Raw genomic sequence first — 25,454 nt, 5'->3', positions numbered from 1 at the left:
CAAGGATGCTTTGGCAGCAAAAAAGTTTTACCGAACAAACGGAGCAAGGGACGCTGTACATCGTGCCGACGCCGATCGGCAATTTGGAGGATATGACGTTTCGTGCGGTTAGGACGCTTCAGGAAGCTGATGTCATCGCCGCCGAGGACACAAGGCAGACGAAAAAGCTGCTCGCTCATTTCGGCATTCATACGCCGCTCGTCAGCTACCATGAGCATAATAAATACGCGAGCGGCCGGCAGCTTGTCGAATGGCTGAAGGAAGGAAAAACGGTGGCATTGGTGAGCGACGCCGGGATGCCCGGCATTTCCGATCCGGGCTATGAGCTTATTGCTGCGGCGCTTGCTGAGCGCTGCCGCGTCGTCCCTCTTCCTGGAGCGAACGCGGCATTGACAGCGCTTGTCGCCTCCGGGCTGCCCACGGACCGCTTTTTGTTTGTCGGCTTTTTGAAACGGGTGAAAAAAGAGAAAAAAGAGCAGCTGCTGTCATTAAAAACAGCGGCGGAGACGTTAATTTTTTATGAGGCGCCCCACCGCTTGAAAGAAACGCTCGCTCTTATGTATGATATATTCGGCAATCGGCGCATCGCTCTTGGCCGCGAGTTGACGAAACGGTTTGAGGAGTTCATCCGCGGCGATTTAAGCGATGCGGTCGCCTGGGCGGAAGAACATGACATCCGCGGCGAATTTTGCCTCATTGTCGAAGGGGCGCGAGACGGGAATAAACAGGAGCAAGAGGGAGAGGAATGGTGGCAGCCGCTTTCGCTTGTCGAACATGTCGATTATTATATTCGCGAGCACAGCCTTTCCGTCAAGGAGGCGGTGAAACAGGCGGCCAGTGATCGAAATATGTCGAAACGCGACGTTTATCGACAGTATCATCAACAGCAAGAAGAAGAAAAAAAAGAGTTTCTCTGAAGCCAGAGAAACTTTTTTATTCTTTTTCTTTGTCTGTTGCTGCTTCTAGATGCTGTTGGATCTCCTGCAGCAAAATTTCCGCGCCTTCGCGGCTTAAAATGATTTTGCCGCCGGCCAGTTTGAAGTTGTCGTCCGACACTTCGCCGGTGACGACACACGTCATGTTCGGCTTATACTTTTTCAAAATGATGCGATCATCGTCAACATAAATTTCCAACGCATCTTTTTCGTTAATATCCAGCGTACGTCGCAGCTCAATTGGAATGACGACGCGGCCTAACTCATCGACTTTACGCACGATCCCTGTCGATTTCATCGTCGATTCTCCTCTCCGCAAAAAAGTTTTTGTTGTTTATTCGTCAATATTCGACAAATTTCCTACAACCTAATCATATCAGTGTTTCCATTAAGCGTCAATCCTTTAATATGTAAAATTTTAAAAAAATGTATATTGTTATTTCAAAAAAAAGTTTGTTTAGAAAGAAAGGGGAAAACGAATGAATTTGCCCATCTAAACTCTATCCTTGTATAACAAATTCGCAGCGATGGTTGAAAACGCGGCCGTATTTTTGCCGGTTTGGGTATATTTTTTCAGCCCACGAGAAATAGATGTTTTTGTAGAATGAAAAAATTATGTAAAATAGAAGTAACGCCGCTCTCGTCGCCGGACGGGGGCTTTTATGCTCAACAGTACGAGGGAGGGCCTAACCGATGGAGAAAAAAACGTTTTATTTGACGACGCCGATTTATTACCCGAGCGACCGCCTGCATATCGGTCATGCTTACACAACGGTGGCGGGGGACGCCATGGCTCGCTATAAACGGATGCGCGGCTACGATGTCATGTATTTGACCGGCACCGATGAGCATGGGCAAAAAATTCAGCGCAAGGCGGAAGAAAAAGGAGTCACGCCGCAGCAATACGTCGATGAGATCGTCGCTGGCATTCAGGAGCTATGGAAGAAGCTCGACATTTCCTACGACGATTTTATTCGCACAACGCAGGAGCGGCATAAAAAAGTCGTCGAACAAATTTTCACCCGTCTTGTCGAACAAGGCGATATTTATTTGGGCGAATATGAAGGCTGGTATTGTACGCCGTGCGAATCGTTTTACACAGAGCGGCAGCTTGTGGACGGCAACTGTCCGGACTGCGGCCGGCCTGTTGAGAAAGTGAAAGAAGAGTCCTATTTCTTCCGGATGAGCAAATATGTCGACCGCTTGTTGCAATATTACGAAGAAAATCCCGATTTTATCCAACCGGAATCGCGGAAAAATGAGATGATCAACAACTTCATTAAGCCGGGGCTTGAGGATTTGGCTGTGTCCCGGACGACGTTCGATTGGGGCATTAAAGTGCCAGGCAATCCGAAGCATGTCATCTATGTCTGGATCGACGCGCTTGCCAACTATATCACAGCGCTCGGCTACGGCACGGACAACGATGAAAAGTTCCGCAAATATTGGCCGGCGGACGTCCATTTGGTCGGCAAAGAAATCGTCCGTTTCCATACGATTTATTGGCCGATTATGTTGATGGCGCTCGGCTTGCCGTTGCCGAAAAAAGTATTCGGCCATGGCTGGTTGCTGATGAAGGATGGAAAAATGTCCAAATCGAAAGGAAATGTCGTCGACCCAGTGACGCTCATCGACCGGTATGGGCTTGATGCGCTCCGCTATTATTTGCTGCGGGAAGTGCCGTTCGGCGCTGATGGCGTGTTTACGCCGGAAGGATTTATTGAGCGCATCAACTATGACTTGGCCAACGACTTAGGCAACTTGTTGCACCGTACCGTGGCGATGATCGAGAAATATTTCGACGGCGTTATTCCGCCATACCGCGGGCCGAAAACACCGTTTGACCAAGAGTTGGCGCAAACGGCGCGCGAAGTGGTGCGTCAATATGAAGAGGCGATGGAGGGAATGGAGTTTTCCGTCGCGCTCGCCGCTGTTTGGCAGTTGATTAGCCGGACGAACAAATACATCGATGAAACGCAGCCATGGGTATTGGCGAAAGACGAACAGAAACGGGATGAGCTTGCTGCCGTCATGACCCACTTGGCTGAATCGCTTCGCCATACCGCGGTTCTGCTCCAGCCGTTTTTGACGCGCACGCCGGAGCGCATGTTCGCTCAGCTCGGCATCACGGATCATTCATTAAAAGAATGGGACAGCTTGTACGATTTCGGCCTCATTCCGGAAGGGACAAAAGTGCAAAAGGGAGAACCGCTCTTCCCGCGCCTCGACATCGAAGCGGAAGTGGAGTACATTAAGGCGCATATGCAAGGGGGCAAACCGGCCGCCGAACCGGTAAAAGAGGAAAAAAAAGCAACGGAGGCGGCGGAAATTTCGATTGATGAGTTCGCCAAAGTCGATTTGCGCGTCGCTGAAGTCATCCATGCCGAACGTATGAAAAACGCCGATAAGCTGTTGAAGCTTCAGCTTGACCTTGGCGGCGAGAAGCGGCAAGTGATCTCCGGCATTGCTGAGTTTTACAAACCAGAAGAACTCGTCGGCAAAAAAGTCATTTGCGTCGCCAATTTAAAACCAGCCAAGCTTCGCGGCGAATGGTCGGAAGGCATGATTCTAGCCGGAGGCAGCGGCGGGGAGTTTTCGCTGGCGACGGTTGATCAACACGTGCCGAATGGAACGAAAATCAAATAACGGTTTGCTTGGCAGGGGGTGTTGCGCTTGACACCTCCTTGTCGCTATTTTGTAATGGAAATGTTAACGAAATGTGACGTATGTAACCAATTTCTATGCTACACTTAACATCAAGGTGGAAAAGAGGGCATTCGTATGCTGTTTGATACGCACGCGCATTTGAATGCAGTCCAATACGAAGAAGATTTGGAACAAGTCATTGAACGCGCCCGCGATGAAGGGGTTTCACACATTGTCGTCGTCGGGTTTGACCGTCCGACGATCGATCGGGCGATCAAGCTGGCCGAGCGGTATCCGTTTATTTATGCGGCGGTTGGCTGGCATCCGGTTGATGCGATCGAGATGACGGACGATGATTTGCAGATGATTGAACAGCTCGCCGCTCACCCGAAAGTCGTGGCGCTCGGCGAGATGGGGCTTGACTACCATTGGGATAAATCGCCGAAAGACGTGCAACAAGAGGTGTTCCGGCAGCAAATTCGGCTGGCGAAAAAGGTGAAGTTGCCGATCATTATTCATAACCGTGAGGCGACGGCGGATATTTTAAACATTTTGCAAGAGGAAAACGCCGCCGAAGTCGGCGGGATTATGCATTGTTTCAGCGGCAGCGTCGAGGTGGCCAAACAGTGCATGGACATGAATTTTCTCATTTCCCTTGGCGGACCGGTCACGTTTAAAAATGCGAAAAAACCGAAGGAAGTGGCGAAGGAGATTCCGCTCAGCCATTTATTGATCGAAACCGACTGTCCATATTTAACGCCTCACCCTTTCCGCGGCAAACGAAACGAGCCGAGCTATGTCAAATACGTTGCCGAAGCGATCGCACAGATCAAAAACATTTCTTTTGCCGAAGTAGCGGAAACAACGGCGGAAAATGCCAAAAAATTGTTCGCCATCGACCGCTAAAATTAGGCGTCGAACAGCGGGGAAGCTTGTCGAAGGTGCGGCGAAGACGATAAAATTCTACAAATTCAGCCGATATGAGCCAACCGCGTGTCGACAAGTCTTCCTTCCTTTTTCACTGAATTTTCTGCATAATAGAGTATGCTCGTGCGTACATGTTAAAGGGAGAGGGGAATTCCGTAGAAAAAGGAGGCGTTCATCTAATGTTGCCGAATGGGAGGAAATGGCTGGACTTATGGAGGAAAAACGTGACCGTCACAGCGGGCGGGTTTCTCGCCATCTCCGCGACGACAGGGGTTGCTGGATATGAGATGGCCAAAGACGATGTGACGCTGATCAAAAACGGAAACAAACAAGAAATTCGCACTCATGCGAAAACGGTGAAAGAGCTGCTTGCGGAGCAAAACATTCAGCCGCGCAAAGAAGATTATGTTTATCCGTCCTTGCATTCGCCGATCACCGACGATCTCCATATTGTTTGGGAAGCAAGCAAAGAAGTGACGCTGACAGTCAATGGAAAAAAGAAAAAGATATGGACGACAGCCGATACGGTCGCGGAGCTGCTCCGTTCGCAGCACGTGGCGGTCGGGGCGTATGACAAAGTGGCGCCGGCGCTTTCGACGAAAATTCAAAAAGGCATGGACATCGGCGTTGAAAAGGCGTTTCCAGTCCACATCAATGTCGGCGGTAAACAACAGCAGGTATGGACAACTTCGACTACGGTCGCTGACTTTTTGAAGCAGCAAGGGATTCAGCTAGGTCAACTCGATCGGATAGAGCCCTCCTTGCATGAAACGGTCAAAGAACAGATGACCATTCGCGTGATCCGAGTAAAAAAAGTCACCGATGTAGTGGAAGAACCCGTCGACTTTGCCGTGGTGACAAAACGGGATGACTCATTGCCGAAAGGAGAGCGGCGCGTCATTCAGCCTGGAGAAAAAGGGACGGTTCAAAAAACGTATGAGGTGACATTGGAAAACGGCAAAGAAACGGCGCGCAAACTAATCGCTGCGAAAACGCTAAAAGAAAGCAAGGCGCGCATTGTCGCCATCGGCACGAAAATGGTGCGCCTAGCTGCCGCGCCCGACCGCCCGTCCTCGCGCGGCTCGGACCATGCCGCGAAGGAATTTTACGTCACCGCCACCGCCTACACGGCCTATTGTGCAGGCTGTTCAGGCATAACAAGCACGGGCATCAACTTGCGCAAAAATCCTTCCGCTAAAGTGATTGCGGTCGACCCGTCCATCATCCCCCTTGGGTCGAGAGTGTATGTGGAAGGATACGGATATGCCATTGCCGCTGACACCGGCTCAGGCATCCGCGGATATCAAATTGATGTGTTTTTCCCGGAACGGTCGGATGCGTTTCGTTGGGGCAGAAAGCGCGTGAAAATACGGGTATTGCCATAGAGATGCGATGGGAGAACGAAGCGGAGGGTTTTTTCCCTCTGCTTTTTTTCGCTATAATGGCATTGTGCCGAAACAATGCGCGCCGCTTCTGCCAAATTAGACGATGCAAACGAAAAAAAGTTTCAGCGAAATTCAAACAATAATAAGGGAATGAAACGGCTTTCGGCGATGATTCGCCTTACTTTTGATTTTACCGGAAAGGAGGCATTGCAGAAATAGGAAAAAGGGACGATTCCGTTGTTTCTGCAATGGGAGGATGAAGATCAAAGAAGTGATCGTTGTGGAAGGAAAAGATGATACGGCGGCGATCCGGCGCGCCGTTGATGCCGATACAATCGAGACAAACGGAGCAGCAGTGGGCGCGGATGTCATTGAGCGGATCAAGCTGGCGAAAGAGCGCCGCGGTGTGATCATTTTTACCGATCCCGATTTTCCCGGCGAAAAAATTCGCCGCACGATTGCCGAACAGGTGCCGGGGTGCAAGCATGCCTTTTTGCCGCGCGAGGCGGCCAAAGCGAAAAACGGCAAGGGCATCGGGGTTGAGCACGCGTCTCCTGACGAAATCCGTCGAGCGCTCGCCAGCGTGTATGAAGAGGCGTCGGATTGGAAGGAAGAAATTACGTTTGCTGAACTGATCGAGGCTGGGTTGATCGGCGGCGCGATGGCGCGCCGGCGGCGGCAGCGTCTCGGCGAGGAGCTGAAAATCGGCTATGCGAACGGTCGGCAGTTTCATAAGCGGCTGCAAGTGTTCCGCATTTCCCGTGATGCTTTTTATGCTGCGTTAGCGCACGTGATGCAGGAGGAGGCGGACGATGTATAAAGATATTGCAACACCGGGGCGGACGAAAGAAATTTTGGAGCGATATGGCTTTTCGTTTAAAAAGAGCCTCGGGCAAAACTTTTTGATCGATGCGAACATTTTGCGGAAAATCGTGGATGTTGCCGACATCTCCCCTGATACAGGAGCGATTGAAATCGGACCGGGCATCGGAGCGTTGACGGAACAATTGGCGCGGCGGGCGAAAAAAGTCGTCGCCTTTGAAATCGACGGCCGACTGTTGCCCATTTTGGCCGACACGCTGTCTCCTTATGACAATGTGCGCATCTTTCACCAAGATGTATTAAAGGCCGACTTGCATGCCGTCATCGCTGAGGAATTGGCTGATGTAAGCGACCGGATGGTCGTCGCCAACTTACCTTATTATGTGACGACACCGATCATTATGAAGCTGCTTACCGAGCGGTTGCCGATCCGCGGCATGGTCGTCATGCTGCAAAAAGAAGTCGCCGACCGTCTTGCCGCTAAGCCAGGGACGAAAGATTACGGCTCGCTAACGATCGCTGTGCAGTATTATACCGAAGCGGAAGTCGTCATGACGGTGCCGCGCACCGTCTTTATGCCGCAGCCGAACGTTGATTCTGCTGTCATCCGGCTCGTAAAGCGGCAGCATCCGCCTGTTGTTGTCGACGATGAGGGCGTGTTTTTCCAAGTGGTGCGGGCAAGCTTCGCCCAGCGCCGCAAAACGCTGTTCAACAACTTAACAAACAATTTGCCGGGAGGAAAAGAGAACAAAGAGCAAATTGAACGAGTGCTCGTTGCTTTGGGCATTGACCCGCGCCGCCGCGGAGAGACGCTTGACATCGCTGAGTTTGCTTCATTAAGCAACGCGTTGGCACCGCTTTTCGGCAAATGAAGGAGTCGTAAAGAAAGCGCTCCTTTGGGGGGCAGCGGTCTTTTCGTCAACCAAAGCCGTCCAAACAGGCGTCTATCACCTATTGTCCGCACGTGCATATCGTATGGATGACAACGATTATGCAATGGAGTGAGCGGTGATGGACGTCATTAAAATCGGCGATATTGTCGCCCGCAAGTCTTACCAATGTGATGTATTGTTCCGAGTGATTGATATGAAAGAAAAAAACGGCGAGTGGGAAGCGATTTTGTATGGTGAAGATGTGCGCCTCGTCGCGGACGCTCCGTGCAGCGATTTAGTCGTCATCGATGAGCAGGAGCAACAGGAACGGAAAAAGCGGGAAATCGAGCTGATCGAACAATCGTATCGGCTTTTTCGCCAAGATTATCAGGCGATCAAGCAAAAAGTCGAATATCGGGCGACCGGCGGATACCGGGTGGAGAAAGATTTTTTTCAAATTCCGGGGCGCGTCCTCCATTTGGATGGCGACCCGTTATATTTGCGCAAATGTATGGATTTGTATGAGCGGATCGGCGTGCCGGTGCACGGCATTTACTGCGAGGAAAGCGAAATGCCGGAAAAAGTTGGCTACTGGATCGAGCAGTTTCGCCCTGATATTTTAGTCATCACCGGGCATGATTCGTATTCGAAGTCAAAAGGAAAGGTGCATGAGTTAAAAGCGTACCGACATTCGCGCCATTTTGTGCAAACGGTGAAAGAGGCGCGCAAAAAAGTGCCCCATTTGGACCAACTGATCATTTTCGCCGGCGCCTGCCAGTCGCACTTTGAGTCGCTCATCCGCGCTGGGGCGAATTTTGCCAGTTCACCAGCGCGGGTGAACATTCATGCTTTGGACCCCGTCTATATCGTTTCGCGCCTCAGCTTCACCCCGTTCACCGAAACGGTCGACGTATGGGATGTGTTGCGCAACACGTTAACCGGGGAAAAGGGGCTTGGTGGGGTGGAAACGAAAGGCGTGCTCCGCACCGGGATGCCGTTTCGCCTCATTGAGGATCGGGAGGAAAACCGCCGCAGTTGATGGGCGGTTTTTTCTATACGTCCGTCGCATTTTTTTACAAAAAAGTTCCACATCACACATAAAAAGAAGGATATTGTAGAAAAATATACATTGACAGAAATAAAAATGCCCTGATATAATTTTTATTTTTTGACTTTAGACGTCATCTTTGTTATAATTACGAATAGTGAGGTGGATGATGAATGCCAAAGACTTTATCCGATATTAAAAAAACGCTGGATTCCAATATCGGGAAACGGTTGACGCTGCGGGCCAACGGCGGACGCAGAAAAATGATTGAGCGTTGTGGTATTTTGGCGGAAACATATCCATCCGTATTTGTCATTGAGCTGGATCAAAAAGAGAATTCGTTTGAACGCGTATCGTTCAGCTACGCCGATGTATTGACAGAGACGGTAAAGTTGACGTTTTGGGATGATGAGCAAGCAGGGGGGCAGTAGACAGATTTGTTTGCTGCTTTTTTGCTTTTTGTTTTGTCATAAATAGGTGACGTGAACGACTCCCACTTCGCTTTGTTTGAAGAGGGAGTTTTCTTTCGGAACTATGATAAAACCCCCTTTTTTATTTCATACTAAAACTGCCGCAGCCGCCTTTTGCCCGGCCAAATGCAAAGCCGGCTTGTTGATGCGCCGGCGGGTTGCCAAACGTTTCATGCCATAGCGCCAATGAACATGGAAAGGGGTTGCTGACATTGGGTCGACGCCGCGGGATGATGTCGCAACGCTTGAAAGAAGAGCTGGCGAAAGAGTTGGGCTTTTACGATGTCGTGCAACGTGAGGGATGGGGCGCCATCCGCGCGAAAGACGCAGGAAACATGGTCAGATTGGCGATTGAACGGGCAGAGCGGCAGCTGGCCGGAACAACGGAATAGCGTCGGCAGCGGGGCGTGTTGCGGCGAGGGTGTCCCGAACGGGGCGCCCTTTTTTGCATACATATATTGTTTGGCGTCGTCGCCAGAACATGGTAATATGATAAAATGGGTTGACGAAAGAAAGGCGGATGAGACGGGGCAAAGACAGCGGAAACGGAAAGCAGCCGATGGATGCCGATCCGCTTATTCATGATTGCGCGTGGAAGTAGGTGAGGATGAGTGAGGTTGTCGATAAAAGCGCCGGCGAAAATCAATTTGTCACTCGACGTTCTTTATAAGCGCCCGGATGGTTACCATGAAGTGAAAATGGTGATGACGACGATCGATTTGGCCGATCGCATTGAGCTTGTCGCGCTTCCAGAGGAAGATGCGGTCCGCATCGTTTCGCAAAACCGCTTTGTGCCGGATGATTGCCGCAACTTGGCGTATCAGGCGGCGAAGCTTCTTAAAGAGACGTTTTCGATCCGCCAAGGGGTGGCCATTTCGATTACGAAGCATATTCCGGTGGCCGCCGGATTGGCGGGAGGAAGCAGCGATGCCGCGGCGACGCTGCGCGGGTTGAACAAGCTTTGGCAACTCGGATTAACGGTGGATGAACTGGCAGAGCTCGGGGCGAAAATCGGCTCGGATGTCGCTTTTTGCGTCTACGGCGGAACCGCCTTGGCGACGGGGCGCGGGGAAATCATCACTCCGATCGCTTCACCGCCGCCGTGCTGGGTTGTGCTGGCCAAGCCCCCGATCGGTGTATCGACGGCGGAAGTGTACCGAAACTTGGAACTTGATCGTGTCAGCCATCCGGACGTCGATGCGATGGTGAGAGCGATCGAGCAGCAAGATTATGCGGCGATCTGCCGGTTGGTCGGCAATGTTCTTGAGGAAGTGACGTTGAAAAAATATCCGGAAGTCGCGCATATTAAAGAACAAATGAAGCGGTTTGGCGCTGATGCGGTGTTGATGAGCGGCAGCGGGCCGACCGTGTTTGGACTGATCGAGCACGATTCCAGAATGCAGCGGGTATACAATGGGTTGCGCGGCTTTTGTGACCAAGTGTTTGCGGTGAGAATGTTAGGAGAACGGCATTCTCTTGATTAAACACGTACATTTTTGTTAGAATATATTTATAATATTCGGTTTCAGGAGGTCGGCTATGAAGCTAAGGCGAAGCGGCCGTTTAGTGGATATGACGCATTATCTTCTTGAACGGCCACATCAGCTCATTCCGCTGACATTTTTTGCGGAGCGGTACGAATCGGCCAAATCGTCGATCAGCGAAGATTTGGCCATCATTAAGCAGACGTTCGAACAGCAAGGAATCGGAACCGTTCGGACGCTGCCCGGCGCTGCCGGCGGCGTGCAATACATTCCAAAAATGGATGCTGAGGAAGCGGAAGAAGTGGTTGCGTATTTGTGTGAACAACTGTCGCGCCCAGATCGGCTTCTTCCCGGCGGATACTTGTATATGACCGACATTCTTGGCGATCCCCGCATTATGAACAAAATCGGCCGCCTTTATGCGTCGATGTTTGCCGACCGTCCGGTGGATGTCGTCATGACGATCGCCACCAATGGGATTCCGTTCGCGTATGCCATCGCCAACTTTTTGTATGTGCCTGTTGTCATTGTCCGCCATGACAATAAAGTGACAGAAGGACCGATGGTAAGCATCAATTACGTATCCGGCTCGTCCAGACGCATCCAAACGATGGTCCTATCGAAGCGCAGCTTAGCGGAAGGAGCGAATGTGCTCATCGTCGACGATTTTATGAAGGCGGGGGGTACAATCAACGGCATGATCAGTTTGCTTCAGGAGTTTAACGGCAATGTCTCCGGCATTGGCGTGCTTGTGGAGTCGGAAGAGGCAAAAGAACGATTGGTCGATGAATACATTTCGCTCGTCAAACTGTCCGAGGTGGATGTAAAAGAAAAGAGGATCTCTGTTAAGGAAGGCAATTACAAAGCGTTTTTGTAGCAGCTTGCTGCTTGACATAAAAATCAAGAAAGGAGACTGGCTCATGAGAAAAGTAGAGACAACGAAGGCGCCGCAAGCGATCGGCCCGTATTCGCAAGGCATCATCGTCAACAACATGTTTTACAGCTCGGGGCAAATCCCGCTCACCCCAGAAGGGGAACTGGTGAAAGGCGACATTCAGGCGCAGACGCATCAAGTGTTCCAAAACTTGAAAGCCGTATTGGAAGCGGCCGGAGCTTCGCTCGATACAGTGGTGAAAACGACCGTATTTTTAAAAAATATGGATGATTTTGCGGCGATGAATGAAGTGTACAGCCAATACTTCCCAAACCATAAGCCGGCGCGCTCATGCGTGGAAGTAGTCCGGCTGCCGAAAGACGTCCTTGTCGAAATTGAAGTCGTTGCCCTTGTTCCGTAATGATTAGCGCCACTTTTTCCCTACATAAAAATTTATAAAAAATTTTTCGAAAAAAAGAAGGAAATGACTCGAACACGTGGAATTCATTACATCGAGTCTCATATAGGGGAAAAGGTGGTGAGCAAAATGGAAGTGACAGACGTAAGATTACGCCGCGTCAATACCGAAGGACGGATGAAAGCGATCGCCTCCATTACGTTGGACAACGAGTTTGTCGTCCATGACATCCGCGTCATCGACGGAAACAATGGGCTGTTTGTCGCGATGCCGAGCAAGCGCACACCAGATGGGGAGTTCCGTGATATCGCTCATCCGATCAATTCCGCCACGCGCGGGAAAATCCAGGAGGCGATCCTCGCTGAATATCACCGCCTCGGGAAGTTGGAAGAAGAACTTGAAGAAGCTGGCGCTTCGTAAACATATGAAAGGGAGCTTCGGTGAAATTCACCAAGCTCTCTATTTTTTTGAAAGCCGCATTGTTTCCTTGAAAAGTGCCACTGATTCATATATATTCAATTATGGATAAAAGGGTAATTGGAGGCCTTTCACATGAAACGATATGCGGTCATTTTGGCGGCCGGACAAGGGACGAGGATGAAATCGAAGCGGTATAAAGTGCTTCATCCCGTTTGCGGCAAGCCAATGGTTCAGCACGTCATCGACCAAGTGTCAAAGCTTGGGGTGGAAAAAACGATTGCGGTAGTGGGATTTGGAGCGGAACAAGTGAAAGAACAGCTCGGCTCCCAGTGTGAATATGCCCTGCAGGAGGAGCAACTCGGGACGGCGCATGCAGTCATGCAGGCGGCTCCGCATTTGCGCGGTCTTGAAGGAGTGACGATTGTCGTCTGTGGGGATACGCCGCTCATCACCGCTGAGACGATGGAGATGCTCATCGAGCATCATATGGCCGCCAAGGCGAAGGCGACCGTGTTGACGGCCATCGCTGATGATCCGTCCGGATATGGCCGCATTGTCCGCAACGAGGCTGGCCATGTCGAGAAAATTGTCGAACATAAGGATGCGAGTGAGCAAGAGCGGACCATTCGCGAGATTAACACAGGAACGTATTGTTTTGACAACCAGACATTGTTTCAAGCGCTTACAAAAGTGACCAACCACAATGCCCAAGGCGAATATTATTTAACCGATGTGATTGAGATTATCAAAGCGGATGGCGGCGTTGTATCCGCCTATCAGGCGCCTTCGTTTGAAGAAACGATCGGTGTAAACGACCGCATCGCTCTCGCTGAAGCGGAGCGGATCATGCGTGCTCGCATTTGCCGTCAACATATGAAAAACGGAGTCACGATCATCGATCCAGCTTCCACTTACCTTTCCGCCGAGGCGGTGATTGGGCGTGACACAGTCATTTACCCCGGCACGGTGATTGAAGGCGAGACAGTGATCGGTGAGGATTGCGTCATTGGGCCCCATTCGGAAATTAAAAATTGCTATATCGGCCATCGCACATCGATTCGCCATTCGGTCGCCCATGACAGCGAGATTGGGTCGGATGTGACGATCGGCCCGTTCGCCCATATTCGTCCGCTGTCAAAAATCGACGATGAGGTGCGGATCGGCAATTTCGTCGAGGTGAAAAAATCGACGTTTGGCAAAGGAAGCAAGGCGTCGCACTTGAGTTATATCGGCGATGCTGAAGTCGGCGCCGATGTTAATCTTGGCTGCGGATCCATCACGGTCAACTATGATGGGGTGCACAAACATTTGACAAAAATTGAGGACGGAGCGTTTATCGGCTGCAACGTCAATTTGATCGCCCCTGTTACGGTCGGTCAAGGCGCTTACGTCGCCGCGGGATCGACGATTACAGACGATGTTCCCGGCCGCGCACTTGCCATTGCCCGCGCCCGGCAAGTCAATAAAGAACATTATGTTGATCGCCTGCCAGGCAAGAAAAAATCTTAGCGGAGGTCTATCATGTCTGACTGTCAGCATCAATTAAAATTGTTCGCTCTGAACTCGAACATGAAGTTGGCGAAGGAAATTGCAGAAGTCATGGGAATCGAGCTCGGCAAATGTTCCGTTTCCCGTTTCAGCGACGGGGAAATTCAAATCAACATTGAAGAAAGCATCCGCGGCGACGATGTGTTCGTCATTCAATCGACGAGCGTGCCGGTCAATGAGCATTTGATGGAGCTGCTTATCATGATCGACGCGTTAAAGCGCGCCTCGGCCCGCACGATCAATATCGTGATGCCGTATTACGGCTATGCCCGTCAAGACCGGAAAGCGCGTTCGCGCGAACCGATTACAGCGAAGCTGGTCGCCAACTTGCTCGAGACGGCCGGGGCGTCGCGCGTCATCACGCTTGATTTGCATGCCCCTCAAATTCAAGGATTTTTCGATATTCCAATCGATCATTTGATGGGTGTGCCCATTTTGGCGGATTATTTCAAAAGCAAACAATTGGAGGATATTGTCGTCGTCTCTCCGGACCATGGCGGTGTCACAAGGGCGCGCAAGCTCGCTGACCGTTTGAAAGCGCCGATCGCCATTATTGATAAGCGCCGGCCGAAGCCGAACGTGGCGGAAGTGATGAACATTGTCGGGCAAGTGGCGGGGAAAACGGCTATTTTGATTGATGACATTATCGATACGGCCGGCACGATTACCCTTGCAGCCAACGCCCTCGCCGAGAATGGGGCGAAAGAAGTGTATGCATGTTGCACCCATCCGGTGCTGTCCGGTCCGGCGATTGAGCGCATCCAAAATTCCAGAATCAAGGAGCTTGTCGTCACCAATTCAATTGCCTTGCCAGAAGAGAAAAAAATTGATAAAATTGTAGAGCTGTCGGTGGCGCCGCTCATTGCCGAGGCCATTAGCCGCGTGTATGAAATGAAGTCTGTCAGCGTCCTGTTCGACTAACGCAGGAAAACATGTTTAGCCCTTCTTGTTTTAGGATAAAGTAGACAATAGATTCTAATTCAGGAAGGTGAGGAAACATGGCGATTGTGTTGGAAGCGAAGGAACGCGCAGACAAAAAACGTTCAACATTGCACCGCATTCGTTCACAAGGCGGCATTCCAGCGATTTTGTACGGCAAAAAAGTCGAAAACAAAATGATTTTCGTCAGCACTGCAGAGCTGGAGAAAGCGCTTCGTGAAGGCGGGCGCACAAGTTTGCTGACGCTGAAAGTCGGTGGTGAGGAACATTCCGTGTTGTTGCGCGAACTGCAACGCGACCCGTTGCGCGGTCATCCTCTTCACGCTGATTTTCAAGCGGTTGACATGTCAACGGAGGTTGATATTGATGTGGAAGTCCGCTTGGTGGGGGAAGCGCCTGGCGTGAAAGACGGCGGCGTGCTGCAGCAAAACTTGCATGAGCTGTCGATCCGCGTCTTGCCGGCGAACATCCCGCCAGTGATTGAAGTGGACATTTCCGGCCTGCAAGTGGGCGATACCGTCACCGTGGGCGATGTGAAAACGGACGGCAAATTTGAAATCAATCATGAACCTTCCGAGGTGATCGCCACGATCTTGCCGCCGCAACAAGAGGAAGAAATCAATAGCGGCGAACAGCAAGAGGCAGGACAGCCTGACGCTGCGGAAGGAAGAGAAACGACGCCAGAAGAGTGACAGACGTAACCGTTTCGGTTACGTCTTTTGTAGTATCATGCAAAGAGAGGAGCGCGAGGATTGAAGCTGTTTGTCGGGCTCGGCAATCCGGGCAAGGAGTATGAGCAAACAAGGCACAATGTCGGCTTTTGGGTCATCGATGAGCTGGCGAAGCGCTGGGATGTATCGTTAAAAACCGCTAAATTTCGCGGCTTGTTCGGAACGGCGTCCGTTTCTGGCGAAAAAGTAGCATTATGCAAGCCGTTGACATATATGAATTTATCAGGAGAATGTGTTCGCCCACTTATGGATTACTACGACATTGCCATCGATGATGTCATCGTCATTTACGATGACCTCGATCTCCCGCCAGGGAAAATCCGCCTTCGCTTAAAGGGGAGTTCCGGCGGCCATAACGGCGTCAAATCGCTCATTCATCACCTTGGCACCGAGCAGTTTAAGCGCATCCGCATCGGCATCGGCCGGCCGGCCGGCGGTCAGCCGGTCACGGACTACGTGCTAGGCCGATTGACAGAAGAGGAAAAATTGGCGGTGGACAAAGCGGTGCTGCGGGCGGCCGATGCGTGTGAACAGGCGGTGAAGGCGCCATTTATTCAAGTAATGAATGATTTTAACGAGTGAATATTTTCCTCTGAACTGGTGCACAATGTGAGTACGGGAGGCTGCCGAAGCGTCGGCTTTTCCTGCCTTATGGACGGAACAGCAGGTGCCCAGTAAGGAGGTTGGCTTGAATGGCGCTGCATTACTATTGCCGCCATTGCGGTGCAAAAGTCGGAACGATTGAGCAAATGCCGATATACAGCGAGAAACTGGGATTCCACCACTTAACGGAAGAGGAACGGCTCGAGATGATTTCGTATGAACCAAACGGCGACATTCATGTGAAAACGATTTGTGAAGACTGTCAAGAGGCGCTGGCGCGAAACCCGGAATGGCATCAATACGAAAAATTCATCCATTAAGGGCGGCTTTGGGCGACCAAAGCGTTTTTGCGTTTGCGAAAGAATCGTGAAATGGAAAGAAACTGGCGTTGAGAGGAGGGAGAATAGGGGTGCTTTCGTTGCATCGCTATTTAGCTGAAAACCAAGATGTCCGTACGATCATCGAAGGGCTCCATGTCCGTTTGAAGGAACAGCTTGTCGCCGGGCTGTCCGGATCGGCCCGGTCTGTTTTTATTTCCACGCTTTACAAGGAGACAGGCCGGCCGCTGTTAGTCGTCTCTCACAATTTGTTTCAGGCGCAAAAAATGTATGATGATCTCGTTTCATTGCTCGGCCCGGAAGACGTATTCCTTTACTCGGTGAACGAAGTGATCGCCGCTGAGATGGCGGTCGCCAGCCCGGAGCTGAAGGCGCAGCGCCTAGAGATTATGAACCATTGGGTGCAAGGCGGAAAAGGAGTCGTCGTCTGCCCGGTCGCCGGCTTGCGGCGTTTGTTGCCGCCCCCGTCGCTTTGGAAGCAATATTTGTTCACCTTCTCCGTTGGACAAGAGTTCGATGTAGAACGTTGTAAACAGAAGTTTGTGCAAATGGGGTACAAGCGGGTCGGCACCGTTTCCGCCCCCGGAGAGTTCAGCGTTCGCGGCGGCATCATCGACATTTATCCATTGACTGCTGAACTTCCGTACCGCATCGAGCTGTTTGATACGGAAATCGAATCGATTCGGACGTTCACCCCTGACGACCAACGTTCGCAAGAGCAAATCGAGCGCATCATGATCGGGCCGGCCGATGAAATCATTCTCGATGGCGAGACGCGGCGTCGAGGAATCGAGCGGATTGAAGCGGGGCTTGCGTCGAGTTTGGAGACGATGAAAGATGAGGCCGCCAAACAGCGGATGTATGAACATATTCACGCTGAACTTGAGCAATTGCGCGAGGGGCAGGAAATGGAGCAACAATATAAATATATGTCCCTTTTTTATGAAAAGGTTGCGAGTTTGCTAGATTACCTGCCAGAAGACGGCGTGCTGCTCATGGATGAAATGAGCCGGCTGCAAGAGGCGGCGGAACGGTTGGACCGCGAAGAGGCGGAATGGTATACGAGTTTGCTTGACGGCGGGAAAATGATTCATGGTGTGCCGCTTTCGCATTCGTTTTCTGAATTATTGCAAAAACATCGATTCCAGCGGGTATACTTATCGTTGTTTTTGCGCCATGTTCCGTATGCCCACCCACAAAACGTCGTCAATATTACGTGCAAACAGATGCAAAACTTCCATGGGCAAATGGCGCTTCTTCAATCCGAAGTCGAGCGATGGACAAAGGCAAACTATGCGGTCGTGTTTTTGGCGCCAAATGCCGCCCAGGTGAAAAAGTTGCAATCATTGCTTCAAGATTATGAGATTGACGCGTTGCCGCTTGGACGCGATGCGGCTTTGCTGCATGGCAAATGCCAGCTCCTTGAAGGAGATTTAAATACCGGGTTTGAATTGCCGTTGCAAAAAATTGCCGTCATCACAGAAGAAGAGCTGTTCAAAAAACGGATCAAACGCCCGATGCGTCGGCAAAAGCTGTCCAACGCCGAGCGGATCAAAAGCTACGCCGAATTGCAAGTCGGCGACTACGTCGTCCATGTGAACCATGGCATCGGGAAATATTTAGGCATCGAGACGTTAGAAATCAACGGGGTGCATAAAGACTATATTCATATCCAGTACCAAGGCGGCGATACGCTGTATGTTCCGGTCGACCAAATCGATCAAGTGCAAAAATACGTCGGTTCGGAAGGGAAAGAGCCAAAAATTTACAAGCTCGGCGGTTCGGAATGGAAAAAGGTCAAAAGGAAAGTGGAATCATCCGTCCAGGATATTGCTGAAGATTTAATCAAGCTGTACGCCGAGCGTGAGGCAAGCAAAGGATATGCGTTTTCGCCGGACACCGAGATGCAGCGCGAATTTGAAGCGGCGTTTCCGTATCAAGAGACGGAAGATCAACTTCGGTCGATTGAGGAAATTAAGCGTGATATGGAGAGCGACAAACCGATGGACCGCCTCCTTTGCGGCGATGTCGGCTACGGGAAGACGGAAGTGGCGTTGCGGGCGGCGTTTAAAGCCATTATGGACGGCAAACAAGTGGCCTTTCTTGTGCCGACGACGATCCTAGCCCAACAGCATTACGAAACGGTGCGCGAACGGTTTCAAGGGTTTCCGATCAAGGTTGGTCTGTTAAACCGATTTCGCACGAAAAAACAGCAAGCCGAGACAATCAAAGGGTTGAAGGACGGTACGATCGATATGGTCATCGGCACGCATCGGCTGCTGTCGAAAGACGTGAAGTTTAAAGATTTAGGCTTGCTCATTATCGACGAGGAGCAACGGTTTGGCGTGGCGCATAAAGAAAAAATCAAGCAGCTGAAGGCGAACATCGACGTGCTCACCTTAACGGCGACGCCGATTCCGCGTACGTTGCATATGTCGATGATCGGCGTGCGCGATTTGTCGATCATCGAGACGCCGCCTGAAAACCGATTCCCGGTGCAAACGTATGTCATGGAATATACGCCCGAACTCGTCAAAGAGGCGATTGAACGTGAGCTCGCCCGCGACGGGCAGGTGTTTTTCCTTTACAACCATATTGAAGACATCGATTTGAAAGCGGAAGAAATCGCACAGCTTGTCCCGGAAGCGCGCGTCACTTACGTGCATGGCCGCATGTCGGAAACGGAGCTCGAATCGACGATTTTGGCGTTTTTGGAAGGGCAATACGATGTGCTGGTGACGACGACGATCATTGAAACGGGCATCGATATTCCGAATGTCAACACGCTCATCGTCTATGACGCCGACCGGATGGGATTGTCGCAGCTGTACCAGCTGCGCGGGCGCGTCGGCCGCTCCAACCGCGTCGCTTATGCGTATTTCACCTATCGGAAAGATAAAGTGCTCAATGAAGCGGCAGAAAAGCGGCTGCAAGCCATTAAAGAGTTTACCGAGCTCGGTTCTGGTTTTAAAATTGCCATGCGCGATTTGTCGATCCGCGGAGCAGGCAACATTCTCGGTGCCGAACAGCACGGCTTTATCGACTCGGTCGGATTCGATTTGTATTCGCAAATGTTGAAAGAAGCCATCGAGAAACGGCGCGGCATCAAGCGGGAAGAAGAGCAGCCGGATGTCGTCATCGATGTCGAAGTCGACGCCTATATTCCGAGCACATACATTGCAGACGAATTGCAAAAGATCGAGATGTACAAGCGATTTAAGGCAGTGGAGACGCTCGAAGACATTGAGGAGCTGCGTGAGGAAATGGTCGACCGCTTCGGCGATTATCCAGATGAAGTTGCGTATTTGTTCCAAATTGCGGAGTTGAAGGTGTTGGCCAAGCAGCTTGGCGTCGAATCGATGAAGCAACATAAGCAGCAAATTGACATCTTGTTTACTGAACCGGCATCGAAAACGGTGGAAATCCAGCGTCTATCTGACATTGGACGCCGGCATGGCCGCTTATTCGGGTTTGGCATGGACGGAGCGAAGTTGAAAATTGTGCTCTATATCAAGGAAATGAAGCCGCACGAGTGGCTGATGATTTTAGAAGAGACGCTGCGGCGGCTGTCCGGGGTGGAAAAAGAGAAGTCGGTGACGGCATAATCAAGAAAAAGTTTTATGATGTTTATCGTTTCTTGCATGTGGCGATAATGAAGGATGGGCAATTTTATCTAAAATGGCCAAAATCACTTTCATCACGTATAGAACGTGGATTGTGAAGGATACTAATGACAACAATGGTGAATTCCCCATTGCAAGGGTTCATCGGAGTATCCTTCAAATCCTAGATGAAAGTGAGGGTATACAAGGCATGAAAGCAACCGGTATTGTTCGTCGCATTGATGATTTGGGAAGGGTTGTCATTCCGAAGGAAATTCGCAGAACGTTGCGCATTCGCGAAGGAGATCCGCTCGAAATATTTGTTGACCGCGATGGAGAAGTCATTTTGAAAAAATATTCGCCGATCAGTGAATTAGGCGACTTTGCCAAAGAGTACGCCGAAGCGCTGTTTGACAGCCTCGGCCAGCCTGTGCTCATTTGCGACCGCGATGTATACATCGCTGTCGCCGGCGTTTCGAAAAAAGAGTATATGAACAAAAGCGTCAGCCCGTTGGTGGAAAAAGCCATGGAAGACCGCAATTCCATCCTCCATACGGAGGAAGGGGAAGTCGAGCTCGTTGACGGGATGACGGAAACGTTGAAGTCGTATACGATCGGCCCGATTGTCGCCAACGGCGATCCGATCGGAGCCGTCATCATTTTATCGCGTGAGAAAACGCTTGGCGAAGTGGAGCATAAAGCAGTAGAAACAGCCGCCAGCTTTTTGGCTCGACAAATGGAACAATAGGCGAAACAACAAGGCAGCTTCACAGGCTGCCTTTTTTCCGCCCGGCAAATGGGGGCGAGATGCCTTGAATCCCGGAATCGCTTCCACATCCTGCTTTTTTCGTCCGCCTGGCTTGCGGAACAGCGCATGAAGCCGTGCGAGTTGACCATCACCTTTGTTCAACAGGCGGAAGTTGCGCTATAATATCGAGCGTAGCCATCATGGCGCTTGGCGGCTTCTATCGCCCTCCGGCGTCTAGGTTGAGTGGGTTGTCTATGCGAGGGGAGAAACTGGATGGGAAACGTATGGAAAGGGGCGGCGATCTTAACGGCCGCCGCTTTGGCCGCAAAACTATTAAGCGCTTTGTACCGTGTTCCGTATCAAAATATGGTCGGGGACATTGGTTTTTATATTTACCAACAAGTGTACCCGATTTATGGCATCGTCGTCGCACTCTCGTTGACCGGCTACCCGGTTGCCGTCTCGAAGCTTGTCGCCGAGCGGTTGGCGGGACAGGATGAAGCGGGCGCTGCCGCTAGTGTGCGCGTCGCCTTGTTGGTGTTAAGCGTCCTTGGCGTCATCCTGTTTGCTTCGCTGTATCTAGGGGCGGGGGTGATGGCCTCGGCGATGGGCGATGGACGGCTTACGCCGCTCGTTCGCTTGCTTTCATTTTCGTTTTTGCTGTTTCCGCCCATCGCGTTGTTGCGTGGCTATTTCCAAGGGCGGCATGATATGACGCCGACGGCGGCGTCCCAAGTTGGCGAGCAATTCGTCCGGGTGACGGCGATTTTAGGGCTGTCGTATGGAGCGGTGCAGCGCGGCGCCGACGTCTATGCTTGCGGCATGGCAGCGGTCGCAGGGACGCTAGTAGGCATGACGGCGGCGCTTTTCATTTTGCTTTTCTTCCTGTCCCGGCGTCGGCGGCTAAAAACGGCGGGCCGCACGCCGCCAGCTTGGGATCGACAGGTGGGCCGGCGTTTATTGACGGCGGGGACGGTCATTTGCTTGACGAATATGGCGTTGACGCTGATTCCACTCGTCGATTCCTTTTTATTCGTTCCGCTTCTACAGGAAGCGGGGGCAAGGCTCGATGAGGTGCAGCGGCTAAAAGGAGTGTACGACCGCGGTCAGCCGCTCATTCAGCTCGGCACGGTCGTCGGCACGTCGTTTTCATTGGCGCTTGTTCCCCTTCTTTCTGGAGAGCGCCGCCAAGGTGCCGTTTTCGCCTATGGAGCGCTGTCCATCCGGCTTGCCGTTGTCATCGGGCTTGGTGCTTCGTTAGGGCTCATTTGCCTCATTCGACCGATCAATGCGATGTTGTTCGAGAATGACTACGGTTCGTCGGTTCTCGCCGTCTTGTCCTCCTCTGTCTTTTTTACGACGATCGCGTTGACCGCCTCTGCATTATTGCAAGGAATGGGGAGGGAATGGACGGCCGCTGCCGGCGTGGCGTTGGCAGTGGCGGGGAAGGCCGCGCTTATGCATTGGCTTGCTCCGCGGTTTGGAGCGCTTGGCGCCGCCGCGGCGACGACGGGTGCTTATGCGCTTATGGCCGGCTTTTTATGCGCCTTTTTGCCGCGAGAATATTGGATGGCGGGCCGGAAATACATGTACCCAACCGTGAAAGCGGCCGCTATGATGGCTGTCGTCTTGCATGGGTATAGGTGGCTGATGGACAGCTCGAGCGAGGGGCGGCTATGGGCGGCTGCCGAGGCGCTTGGCGGCGTTGCCATCGGTGCTGTCGTTTACCTTGCGTGTATTGTGAAAGGACATGTTTTTTCTGAACAGGAGTTGGCAGCTTTCCCATTGGCTAATAAATTCCGTTTACGATTAGGAGGCAGGTGATCGGCGATGAATACGATTTATGTGTTCGGCCTCGGCGCCGGAGATGTAAAACAGCTGCCGATCGGTGTGTACCGAAAGCTAAAGCGGGCGCATCCGCTCTTTTTGCGGACGAAAGAACACCCGGTGGTCAAATGGCTTGTGGAGGAAGGGATTGCGTTTACGTCATTTGATGAAGTGTATGAAAAACACGAGCAGTTTGCTGATGTGTACGCTGACATCGTCGATCGATTGACGGAACAAGCGAAGCGCGGCGATGTGTTTTACGCTGTTCCCGGCCATCCGCTTGTTGCCGAGCGGACGGTGCAGCTTCTTTTCGAAGCTGAGCGGCGCGGCGTCTGCCGAATCGTGATCGAAGGTGGTCAAAGCTTTTTGGATGCGCTGTTTACGGCGGTGCGCATCGATCCCATTGAAGGGTTTCAGTTGCTTGATGCGACGACTTTTCGAGGAGAAGAATGGTCGCCTTCACTGCATGCTGTTTTTTGTCAAGTGTACGATTCGTTTGTGGCCTCGAACGTGAAGCTTTCTTTGATGGAGCAGCTTCCCGACGATTACCCAATCTACATTGTCACCGCGGCAGGCACGAAGGACGAGCAAGTAAAGCGCGTGCCGCTTTATGAGTTGGACCGCGAGACGGGGCTTGACAACTTGACAAGCGTCTACGTGCCGCCGGTGAAGGACGAGCCGTTGCTTTACCACCGGTTTGAGACGCTGCGTCGCGTCATCGCCACGCTGAGAGGGCCGAACGGCTGCCCATGGGATCGGAAGCAGACGCATGCGTCGCTGAAGCGCTATTTGCTTGAGGAGGCGTATGAGCTGCTCGAGGCGATTGACGAGGGTGACGATGATCATATGGTCGAGGAGCTCGGCGACGTACTGCTGCAAGTGATGCTCCATGCGCAAATCGGCGCCGACCGAGGGTTGTTTTCGATCGACGACGTCATCCGCACGCTGACGGCGAAAATGATCCGACGCCACCCGCATGTGTTTGGTGATGTCACGGCCGAGACGGCCGAACAAGTCGTTGCCAACTGGGAGAAGATCAAGGAGAAAGAAAAAGGAGGCGGGCTTTCGGAATCGATTCTTGCCGACATTCCGAAAAGTCTGCCAGGGACGATGCGGGCGTACGAGCTGCAGAAACGAGCGGCGAAAGTCGGGTTTGACTGGGATGATGCCGCGCCGATATGGCAAAAAGTCGAAGAAGAAATGGCCGAGTTTCGAGCCGAAACGTCCGGCGGCCGTCGCGATCGGCTTGTCGGCGAGTTTGGCGATCTATTGTTCGCGCTCATCAACCTTGCCCGTTATTACGGGATTCAACCGGAAGAAGCGTTGCAAATGGCCAACGACAAATTTGCCCGCCGTTTCGCTTATATCGAGGAACAAGTGCGAAAAAGCGGCCGGTCGATCACCTCGTTTTCGCTTGCCGAACTCGATCGTTTTTGGGAAGAAGCCAAAGAAAACGAACGGTAAGGGGGATCATGCCATGCGTCTTGATAAATTTTTAAAAGTGTCCCGCCTCATCAAACGCCGCACGTTGGCGAAGGAAATCGCCGATCAAGGGAGAGTGTGGATCAACGGCCATGTCGCCAAAGCAAGCTCCGATGTGAAAGTCGGCGATGAATTGACGATTCAATTTGGGCAAAAGCGGGTAACGGTAAAAGTGACGGATCTAAAAGAAACAACGAAAAAAGAGGAGGCAACCGGGCTGTACGAATTGATCCGCGAAGAACGGACCACCCCGGCGCCGGAACAAGACGACGTCTAATTTGTCCTGCAGGCTTGTTCTAAACCATCCCCCGCTGACATACATATGGTACAAACAACGGATGAGAAAAGGCGGTTGGCCTTGCCGGCTTTCGATACTAAATGGAAATGCGGGGGATGAACATGAGTCGACACGATGAATTTGGCGGAAGCACGAACAAAGGTCCGGTCCAGGAACATGATGTGATCATGCGCGGCCGGCGCCTTCTTGACATCACCGGGGTGAAACAAGTCGAGAGTTTTGACAACGAGGAGTTTTTGCTTGAGACGGTCATGGGCTTTTTGGCCATCCGCGGGCAAAACTTGCAGATGAAAAACTTAGATGTCGACAAAGGCGTTGTTTCGATTAAAGGGCGCATTTTCGACCTCGTTTATTTAGATGACCATCAGGAGAAGGCTAAAGGATTCTTTAGCAAGTTGTTCAAATGAATGTCAGCATACAGCTGTACACCATGCTGGCGATGATTGGCATGGGCGGCTGGCTTGGCCTGGCGTGGGATACGTACAGCCGGATGTTGAAACGGCATGAGCGGGCGCACTGGCTCGTCTTTGTGAATGACGTGCTGTTTTGGGCGGTGCAGGCGCTCATCGTGTTTGATGTGCTTCTTTTCGTCAATGAAGGCGAGCTTCGCTTTTATTTGTTTCTCGCGCTTTTATGCGGATATGCCGCTTATCAAAGCTTGCTCCGCTCCTTTTATATTCGAGTGCTCGAGTGGTTCATTGGGCTGGCGGTAAGACTCGGACAGACGCTCGTTCAGCTGTTCCGCCTCATGGTCATGCGCCCGCTCATCCTCCTTGGGCAAATGGCGCTGGCACTTCTATTGATCGTTTGGCGGCTTTTGTTGTGGATCGTTCGGTTTGTGCTGCTTTCTGTTTGGAAGATGATCCGCCTTTTGCTTGCTCCGCTGCGTTGGACGGGCATCATGATTTGGCGGCGGGTGCCGCCGCCAAGACGAGCCGGGATGGAAAAATTTTTTCGACGTGTAAAAGGATTTGCTGGACAAATCAAGAATACAAAAGAGAAAATAAGCATGTGGTTTGCGAAATGGCGCGAGTAAA

The 25,454-nt window shown here is 51.6% G+C and carries 26 protein-coding genes; 25 read left to right on the top strand and 1 reads right to left on the bottom strand.

Translation table 11 applies throughout. From position 1 onward, the window contains the following. Positions 1-5 precede the first annotated feature (5 nt). Positions 6-917 (top strand): 16S rRNA (cytidine(1402)-2'-O)-methyltransferase, encoded by a 912-nt coding sequence (rsmI, locus tag B9L19_RS18345; protein WP_025950900.1) that lies wholly within the window; start codon positions 6-8, stop codon positions 915-917. 16 nt (positions 918-933) lie between these two features. Here the strand turns inward: rsmI and abrB are convergent, their stop codons facing one another. Beyond that, the gene (abrB, locus tag B9L19_RS18340; protein WP_011229546.1) at positions 934-1,233 is read right to left on the bottom strand and encodes a transition state genes transcriptional regulator AbrB; all 300 of its coding nucleotides are present in this window, start codon (positions 1,231-1,233) and stop codon (positions 934-936) included. A 395-nt stretch (positions 1,234-1,628) separates the two neighbouring features. Here abrB and metG point away from each other — a divergent pair, with 395 nt between their 5' ends. The 24 genes from metG (at position 1,629) to yabQ (ending at position 25,453) form a co-directional block, all read left to right on the top strand. Then, a complete protein-coding gene (metG, locus tag B9L19_RS18335) occupies positions 1,629-3,581 on the top strand; it encodes a methionine--tRNA ligase (protein ID WP_025950901.1) in 1,953 nt (650 codons plus the stop codon). A gap of 135 nt (positions 3,582-3,716) precedes the next feature. Continuing rightward, positions 3,717-4,487 (top strand): TatD family hydrolase, encoded by a 771-nt coding sequence (locus tag B9L19_RS18330; RefSeq protein WP_025950902.1) that lies wholly within the window; start codon positions 3,717-3,719, stop codon positions 4,485-4,487. 200 nt (positions 4,488-4,687) lie between these two features. Further along, positions 4,688-5,893 carry a G5 and 3D domain-containing protein gene (locus B9L19_RS18325; RefSeq protein WP_025950903.1) on the top strand — a complete coding sequence of 402 codons (1,206 nt, stop codon included), beginning with the start codon at positions 4,688-4,690 and terminating at the stop codon, positions 5,891-5,893. A gap of 256 nt (positions 5,894-6,149) precedes the next feature. After that, positions 6,150-6,713: a ribonuclease M5 gene (gene rnmV, locus B9L19_RS18320; protein WP_025950904.1), complete on the top strand. Its 564-nt coding sequence runs from the start codon at positions 6,150-6,152 to the stop codon at positions 6,711-6,713. Beyond that, positions 6,706-7,587 (top strand): 16S rRNA (adenine(1518)-N(6)/adenine(1519)-N(6))-dimethyltransferase RsmA, encoded by an 882-nt coding sequence (rsmA, locus tag B9L19_RS18315; RefSeq protein WP_025950905.1) that lies wholly within the window; start codon positions 6,706-6,708, stop codon positions 7,585-7,587. Before rnmV ends, rsmA begins: the two co-directional genes overlap by 8 nt. Positions 7,588-7,726: 139 nt before the next feature. Continuing rightward, complete coding sequence (gene yabG, locus B9L19_RS18310; protein ID WP_025950906.1) at positions 7,727-8,626, top strand: sporulation peptidase YabG; 900 nt, start codon at positions 7,727-7,729, stop codon at positions 8,624-8,626. 182 nt (positions 8,627-8,808) lie between these two features. Then, positions 8,809-9,066: a biofilm formation stimulator Veg gene (veg, locus tag B9L19_RS18305; protein ID WP_011229553.1), complete on the top strand. Its 258-nt coding sequence runs from the start codon at positions 8,809-8,811 to the stop codon at positions 9,064-9,066. 251 nt (positions 9,067-9,317) lie between these two features. Continuing rightward, entirely contained in the window at positions 9,318-9,497 is a 180-nt protein-coding gene (locus B9L19_RS18300; RefSeq protein ID WP_128733404.1) for a small, acid-soluble spore protein, alpha/beta type, read from the top strand. A 219-nt stretch (positions 9,498-9,716) separates the two neighbouring features. Beyond that, positions 9,717-10,589 (top strand): 4-(cytidine 5'-diphospho)-2-C-methyl-D-erythritol kinase, encoded by an 873-nt coding sequence (gene ispE / locus B9L19_RS18290; protein WP_025950907.1) that lies wholly within the window; start codon positions 9,717-9,719, stop codon positions 10,587-10,589. 55 nt (positions 10,590-10,644) lie between these two features. Further along, positions 10,645-11,466 (top strand): pur operon repressor, encoded by an 822-nt coding sequence (gene purR, locus B9L19_RS18285; protein WP_025950908.1) that lies wholly within the window; start codon positions 10,645-10,647, stop codon positions 11,464-11,466. Positions 11,467-11,509: 43 nt separating this feature from the next. Beyond that, on the top strand, positions 11,510-11,884 hold the full coding sequence (locus B9L19_RS18280) for a RidA family protein (RefSeq protein WP_047752438.1): 375 nt from the start codon (positions 11,510-11,512) through the stop codon (positions 11,882-11,884). A gap of 126 nt (positions 11,885-12,010) precedes the next feature. After that, complete coding sequence (gene spoVG, locus B9L19_RS18275) at positions 12,011-12,301, top strand: septation regulator SpoVG (protein ID WP_003247437.1); 291 nt, start codon at positions 12,011-12,013, stop codon at positions 12,299-12,301. A 132-nt stretch (positions 12,302-12,433) separates the two neighbouring features. After that, on the top strand, positions 12,434-13,810 hold the full coding sequence (glmU, locus tag B9L19_RS18270) for a bifunctional UDP-N-acetylglucosamine diphosphorylase/glucosamine-1-phosphate N-acetyltransferase GlmU (protein WP_025950909.1): 1,377 nt from the start codon (positions 12,434-12,436) through the stop codon (positions 13,808-13,810). Between the two features lie 12 nt (positions 13,811-13,822). Beyond that, positions 13,823-14,770 (top strand): ribose-phosphate diphosphokinase, encoded by a 948-nt coding sequence (locus B9L19_RS18265; protein WP_011229559.1) that lies wholly within the window; start codon positions 13,823-13,825, stop codon positions 14,768-14,770. A 77-nt stretch (positions 14,771-14,847) separates the two neighbouring features. Further along, positions 14,848-15,480 carry a 50S ribosomal protein L25/general stress protein Ctc gene (locus B9L19_RS18260; RefSeq protein ID WP_025950910.1) on the top strand — a complete coding sequence of 211 codons (633 nt, stop codon included), beginning with the start codon at positions 14,848-14,850 and terminating at the stop codon, positions 15,478-15,480. A gap of 60 nt (positions 15,481-15,540) precedes the next feature. Next, on the top strand, positions 15,541-16,101 hold the full coding sequence (pth, locus tag B9L19_RS18255) for an aminoacyl-tRNA hydrolase (RefSeq protein ID WP_025950911.1): 561 nt from the start codon (positions 15,541-15,543) through the stop codon (positions 16,099-16,101). Between the two features lie 110 nt (positions 16,102-16,211). Continuing rightward, a complete protein-coding gene (gene fin, locus B9L19_RS18250) occupies positions 16,212-16,442 on the top strand; it encodes an anti-sigma-F factor Fin (protein ID WP_011229562.1) in 231 nt (76 codons plus the stop codon). An 89-nt stretch (positions 16,443-16,531) separates the two neighbouring features. After that, positions 16,532-20,065 carry a transcription-repair coupling factor gene (gene mfd, locus B9L19_RS18245; protein WP_025950912.1) on the top strand — a complete coding sequence of 1,178 codons (3,534 nt, stop codon included), beginning with the start codon at positions 16,532-16,534 and terminating at the stop codon, positions 20,063-20,065. Positions 20,066-20,273: 208 nt separating this feature from the next. Next, positions 20,274-20,810 carry a stage V sporulation protein T gene (gene spoVT / locus B9L19_RS18240; RefSeq protein ID WP_011229564.1) on the top strand — a complete coding sequence of 179 codons (537 nt, stop codon included), beginning with the start codon at positions 20,274-20,276 and terminating at the stop codon, positions 20,808-20,810. A gap of 273 nt (positions 20,811-21,083) precedes the next feature. Then, complete coding sequence (locus B9L19_RS18235) at positions 21,084-22,634, top strand: putative polysaccharide biosynthesis protein (protein ID WP_025950913.1); 1,551 nt, start codon at positions 21,084-21,086, stop codon at positions 22,632-22,634. Between the two features lie 6 nt (positions 22,635-22,640). After that, positions 22,641-24,101 (top strand): bifunctional methyltransferase/pyrophosphohydrolase YabN, encoded by a 1,461-nt coding sequence (yabN, locus tag B9L19_RS18230; protein ID WP_025950914.1) that lies wholly within the window; start codon positions 22,641-22,643, stop codon positions 24,099-24,101. Positions 24,102-24,114: 13 nt separating this feature from the next. Continuing rightward, positions 24,115-24,396 (top strand): RNA-binding S4 domain-containing protein, encoded by a 282-nt coding sequence (locus B9L19_RS18225; RefSeq protein ID WP_012820451.1) that lies wholly within the window; start codon positions 24,115-24,117, stop codon positions 24,394-24,396. Positions 24,397-24,518: 122 nt separating this feature from the next. Then, on the top strand, positions 24,519-24,824 hold the full coding sequence (gene yabP, locus B9L19_RS18220) for a sporulation protein YabP (protein WP_012820452.1): 306 nt from the start codon (positions 24,519-24,521) through the stop codon (positions 24,822-24,824). Continuing rightward, positions 24,821-25,453 (top strand): spore cortex biosynthesis protein YabQ, encoded by a 633-nt coding sequence (yabQ, locus tag B9L19_RS18215; RefSeq protein ID WP_025950915.1) that lies wholly within the window; start codon positions 24,821-24,823, stop codon positions 25,451-25,453. Before yabP ends, yabQ begins: the two co-directional genes overlap by 4 nt. The last annotated feature ends 1 nt before the right edge of the window (position 25,454 follow it).

Source organism: Geobacillus thermocatenulatus (assembly GCF_002217655.1).
GTDB classification, from domain to species: Bacteria; Bacillota; Bacilli; order Bacillales; family Anoxybacillaceae; genus Geobacillus; species Geobacillus thermocatenulatus.
This window is presented reverse-complemented; position numbering and strand designations above follow the sequence as displayed.

Bases quoted from the DNA above. Each gene is read 5' to 3' on its own strand.
- rsmI (WP_025950900.1), top strand. From the start codon at position 6: ATGCTTTGGCAGCAAAAAAGTTTTACCGAACAAACGGAGCAAGGGACG.
- abrB (WP_011229546.1), bottom strand. From the start codon at position 1,233: ATGAAATCGACAGGGATCGTGCGTAAAGTCGATGAGTTAGGCCGCGTC.
- metG (WP_025950901.1), top strand. From the start codon at position 1,629: ATGGAGAAAAAAACGTTTTATTTGACGACGCCGATTTATTACCCGAGC.
- B9L19_RS18330 (WP_025950902.1), top strand. From the start codon at position 3,717: ATGCTGTTTGATACGCACGCGCATTTGAATGCAGTCCAATACGAAGAA.
- B9L19_RS18325 (WP_025950903.1), top strand. From the start codon at position 4,688: ATGTTGCCGAATGGGAGGAAATGGCTGGACTTATGGAGGAAAAACGTG.
- rnmV (WP_025950904.1), top strand. From the start codon at position 6,150: ATGAAGATCAAAGAAGTGATCGTTGTGGAAGGAAAAGATGATACGGCG.
- rsmA (WP_025950905.1), top strand. From the start codon at position 6,706: ATGTATAAAGATATTGCAACACCGGGGCGGACGAAAGAAATTTTGGAG.
- yabG (WP_025950906.1), top strand. From the start codon at position 7,727: ATGGACGTCATTAAAATCGGCGATATTGTCGCCCGCAAGTCTTACCAA.
- veg (WP_011229553.1), top strand. From the start codon at position 8,809: ATGCCAAAGACTTTATCCGATATTAAAAAAACGCTGGATTCCAATATC.
- purR (WP_025950908.1), top strand. From the start codon at position 10,645: ATGAAGCTAAGGCGAAGCGGCCGTTTAGTGGATATGACGCATTATCTT.
- B9L19_RS18280 (WP_047752438.1), top strand. From the start codon at position 11,510: ATGAGAAAAGTAGAGACAACGAAGGCGCCGCAAGCGATCGGCCCGTAT.
- spoVG (WP_003247437.1), top strand. From the start codon at position 12,011: ATGGAAGTGACAGACGTAAGATTACGCCGCGTCAATACCGAAGGACGG.
- glmU (WP_025950909.1), top strand. From the start codon at position 12,434: ATGAAACGATATGCGGTCATTTTGGCGGCCGGACAAGGGACGAGGATG.
- B9L19_RS18265 (WP_011229559.1), top strand. From the start codon at position 13,823: ATGTCTGACTGTCAGCATCAATTAAAATTGTTCGCTCTGAACTCGAAC.
- B9L19_RS18260 (WP_025950910.1), top strand. From the start codon at position 14,848: ATGGCGATTGTGTTGGAAGCGAAGGAACGCGCAGACAAAAAACGTTCA.
- fin (WP_011229562.1), top strand. From the start codon at position 16,212: ATGGCGCTGCATTACTATTGCCGCCATTGCGGTGCAAAAGTCGGAACG.
- spoVT (WP_011229564.1), top strand. From the start codon at position 20,274: ATGAAAGCAACCGGTATTGTTCGTCGCATTGATGATTTGGGAAGGGTT.
- B9L19_RS18235 (WP_025950913.1), top strand. From the start codon at position 21,084: ATGGGAAACGTATGGAAAGGGGCGGCGATCTTAACGGCCGCCGCTTTG.
- yabN (WP_025950914.1), top strand. From the start codon at position 22,641: ATGAATACGATTTATGTGTTCGGCCTCGGCGCCGGAGATGTAAAACAG.
- B9L19_RS18225 (WP_012820451.1), top strand. From the start codon at position 24,115: ATGCGTCTTGATAAATTTTTAAAAGTGTCCCGCCTCATCAAACGCCGC.
- yabP (WP_012820452.1), top strand. From the start codon at position 24,519: ATGAGTCGACACGATGAATTTGGCGGAAGCACGAACAAAGGTCCGGTC.
- yabQ (WP_025950915.1), top strand. From the start codon at position 24,821: ATGAATGTCAGCATACAGCTGTACACCATGCTGGCGATGATTGGCATG.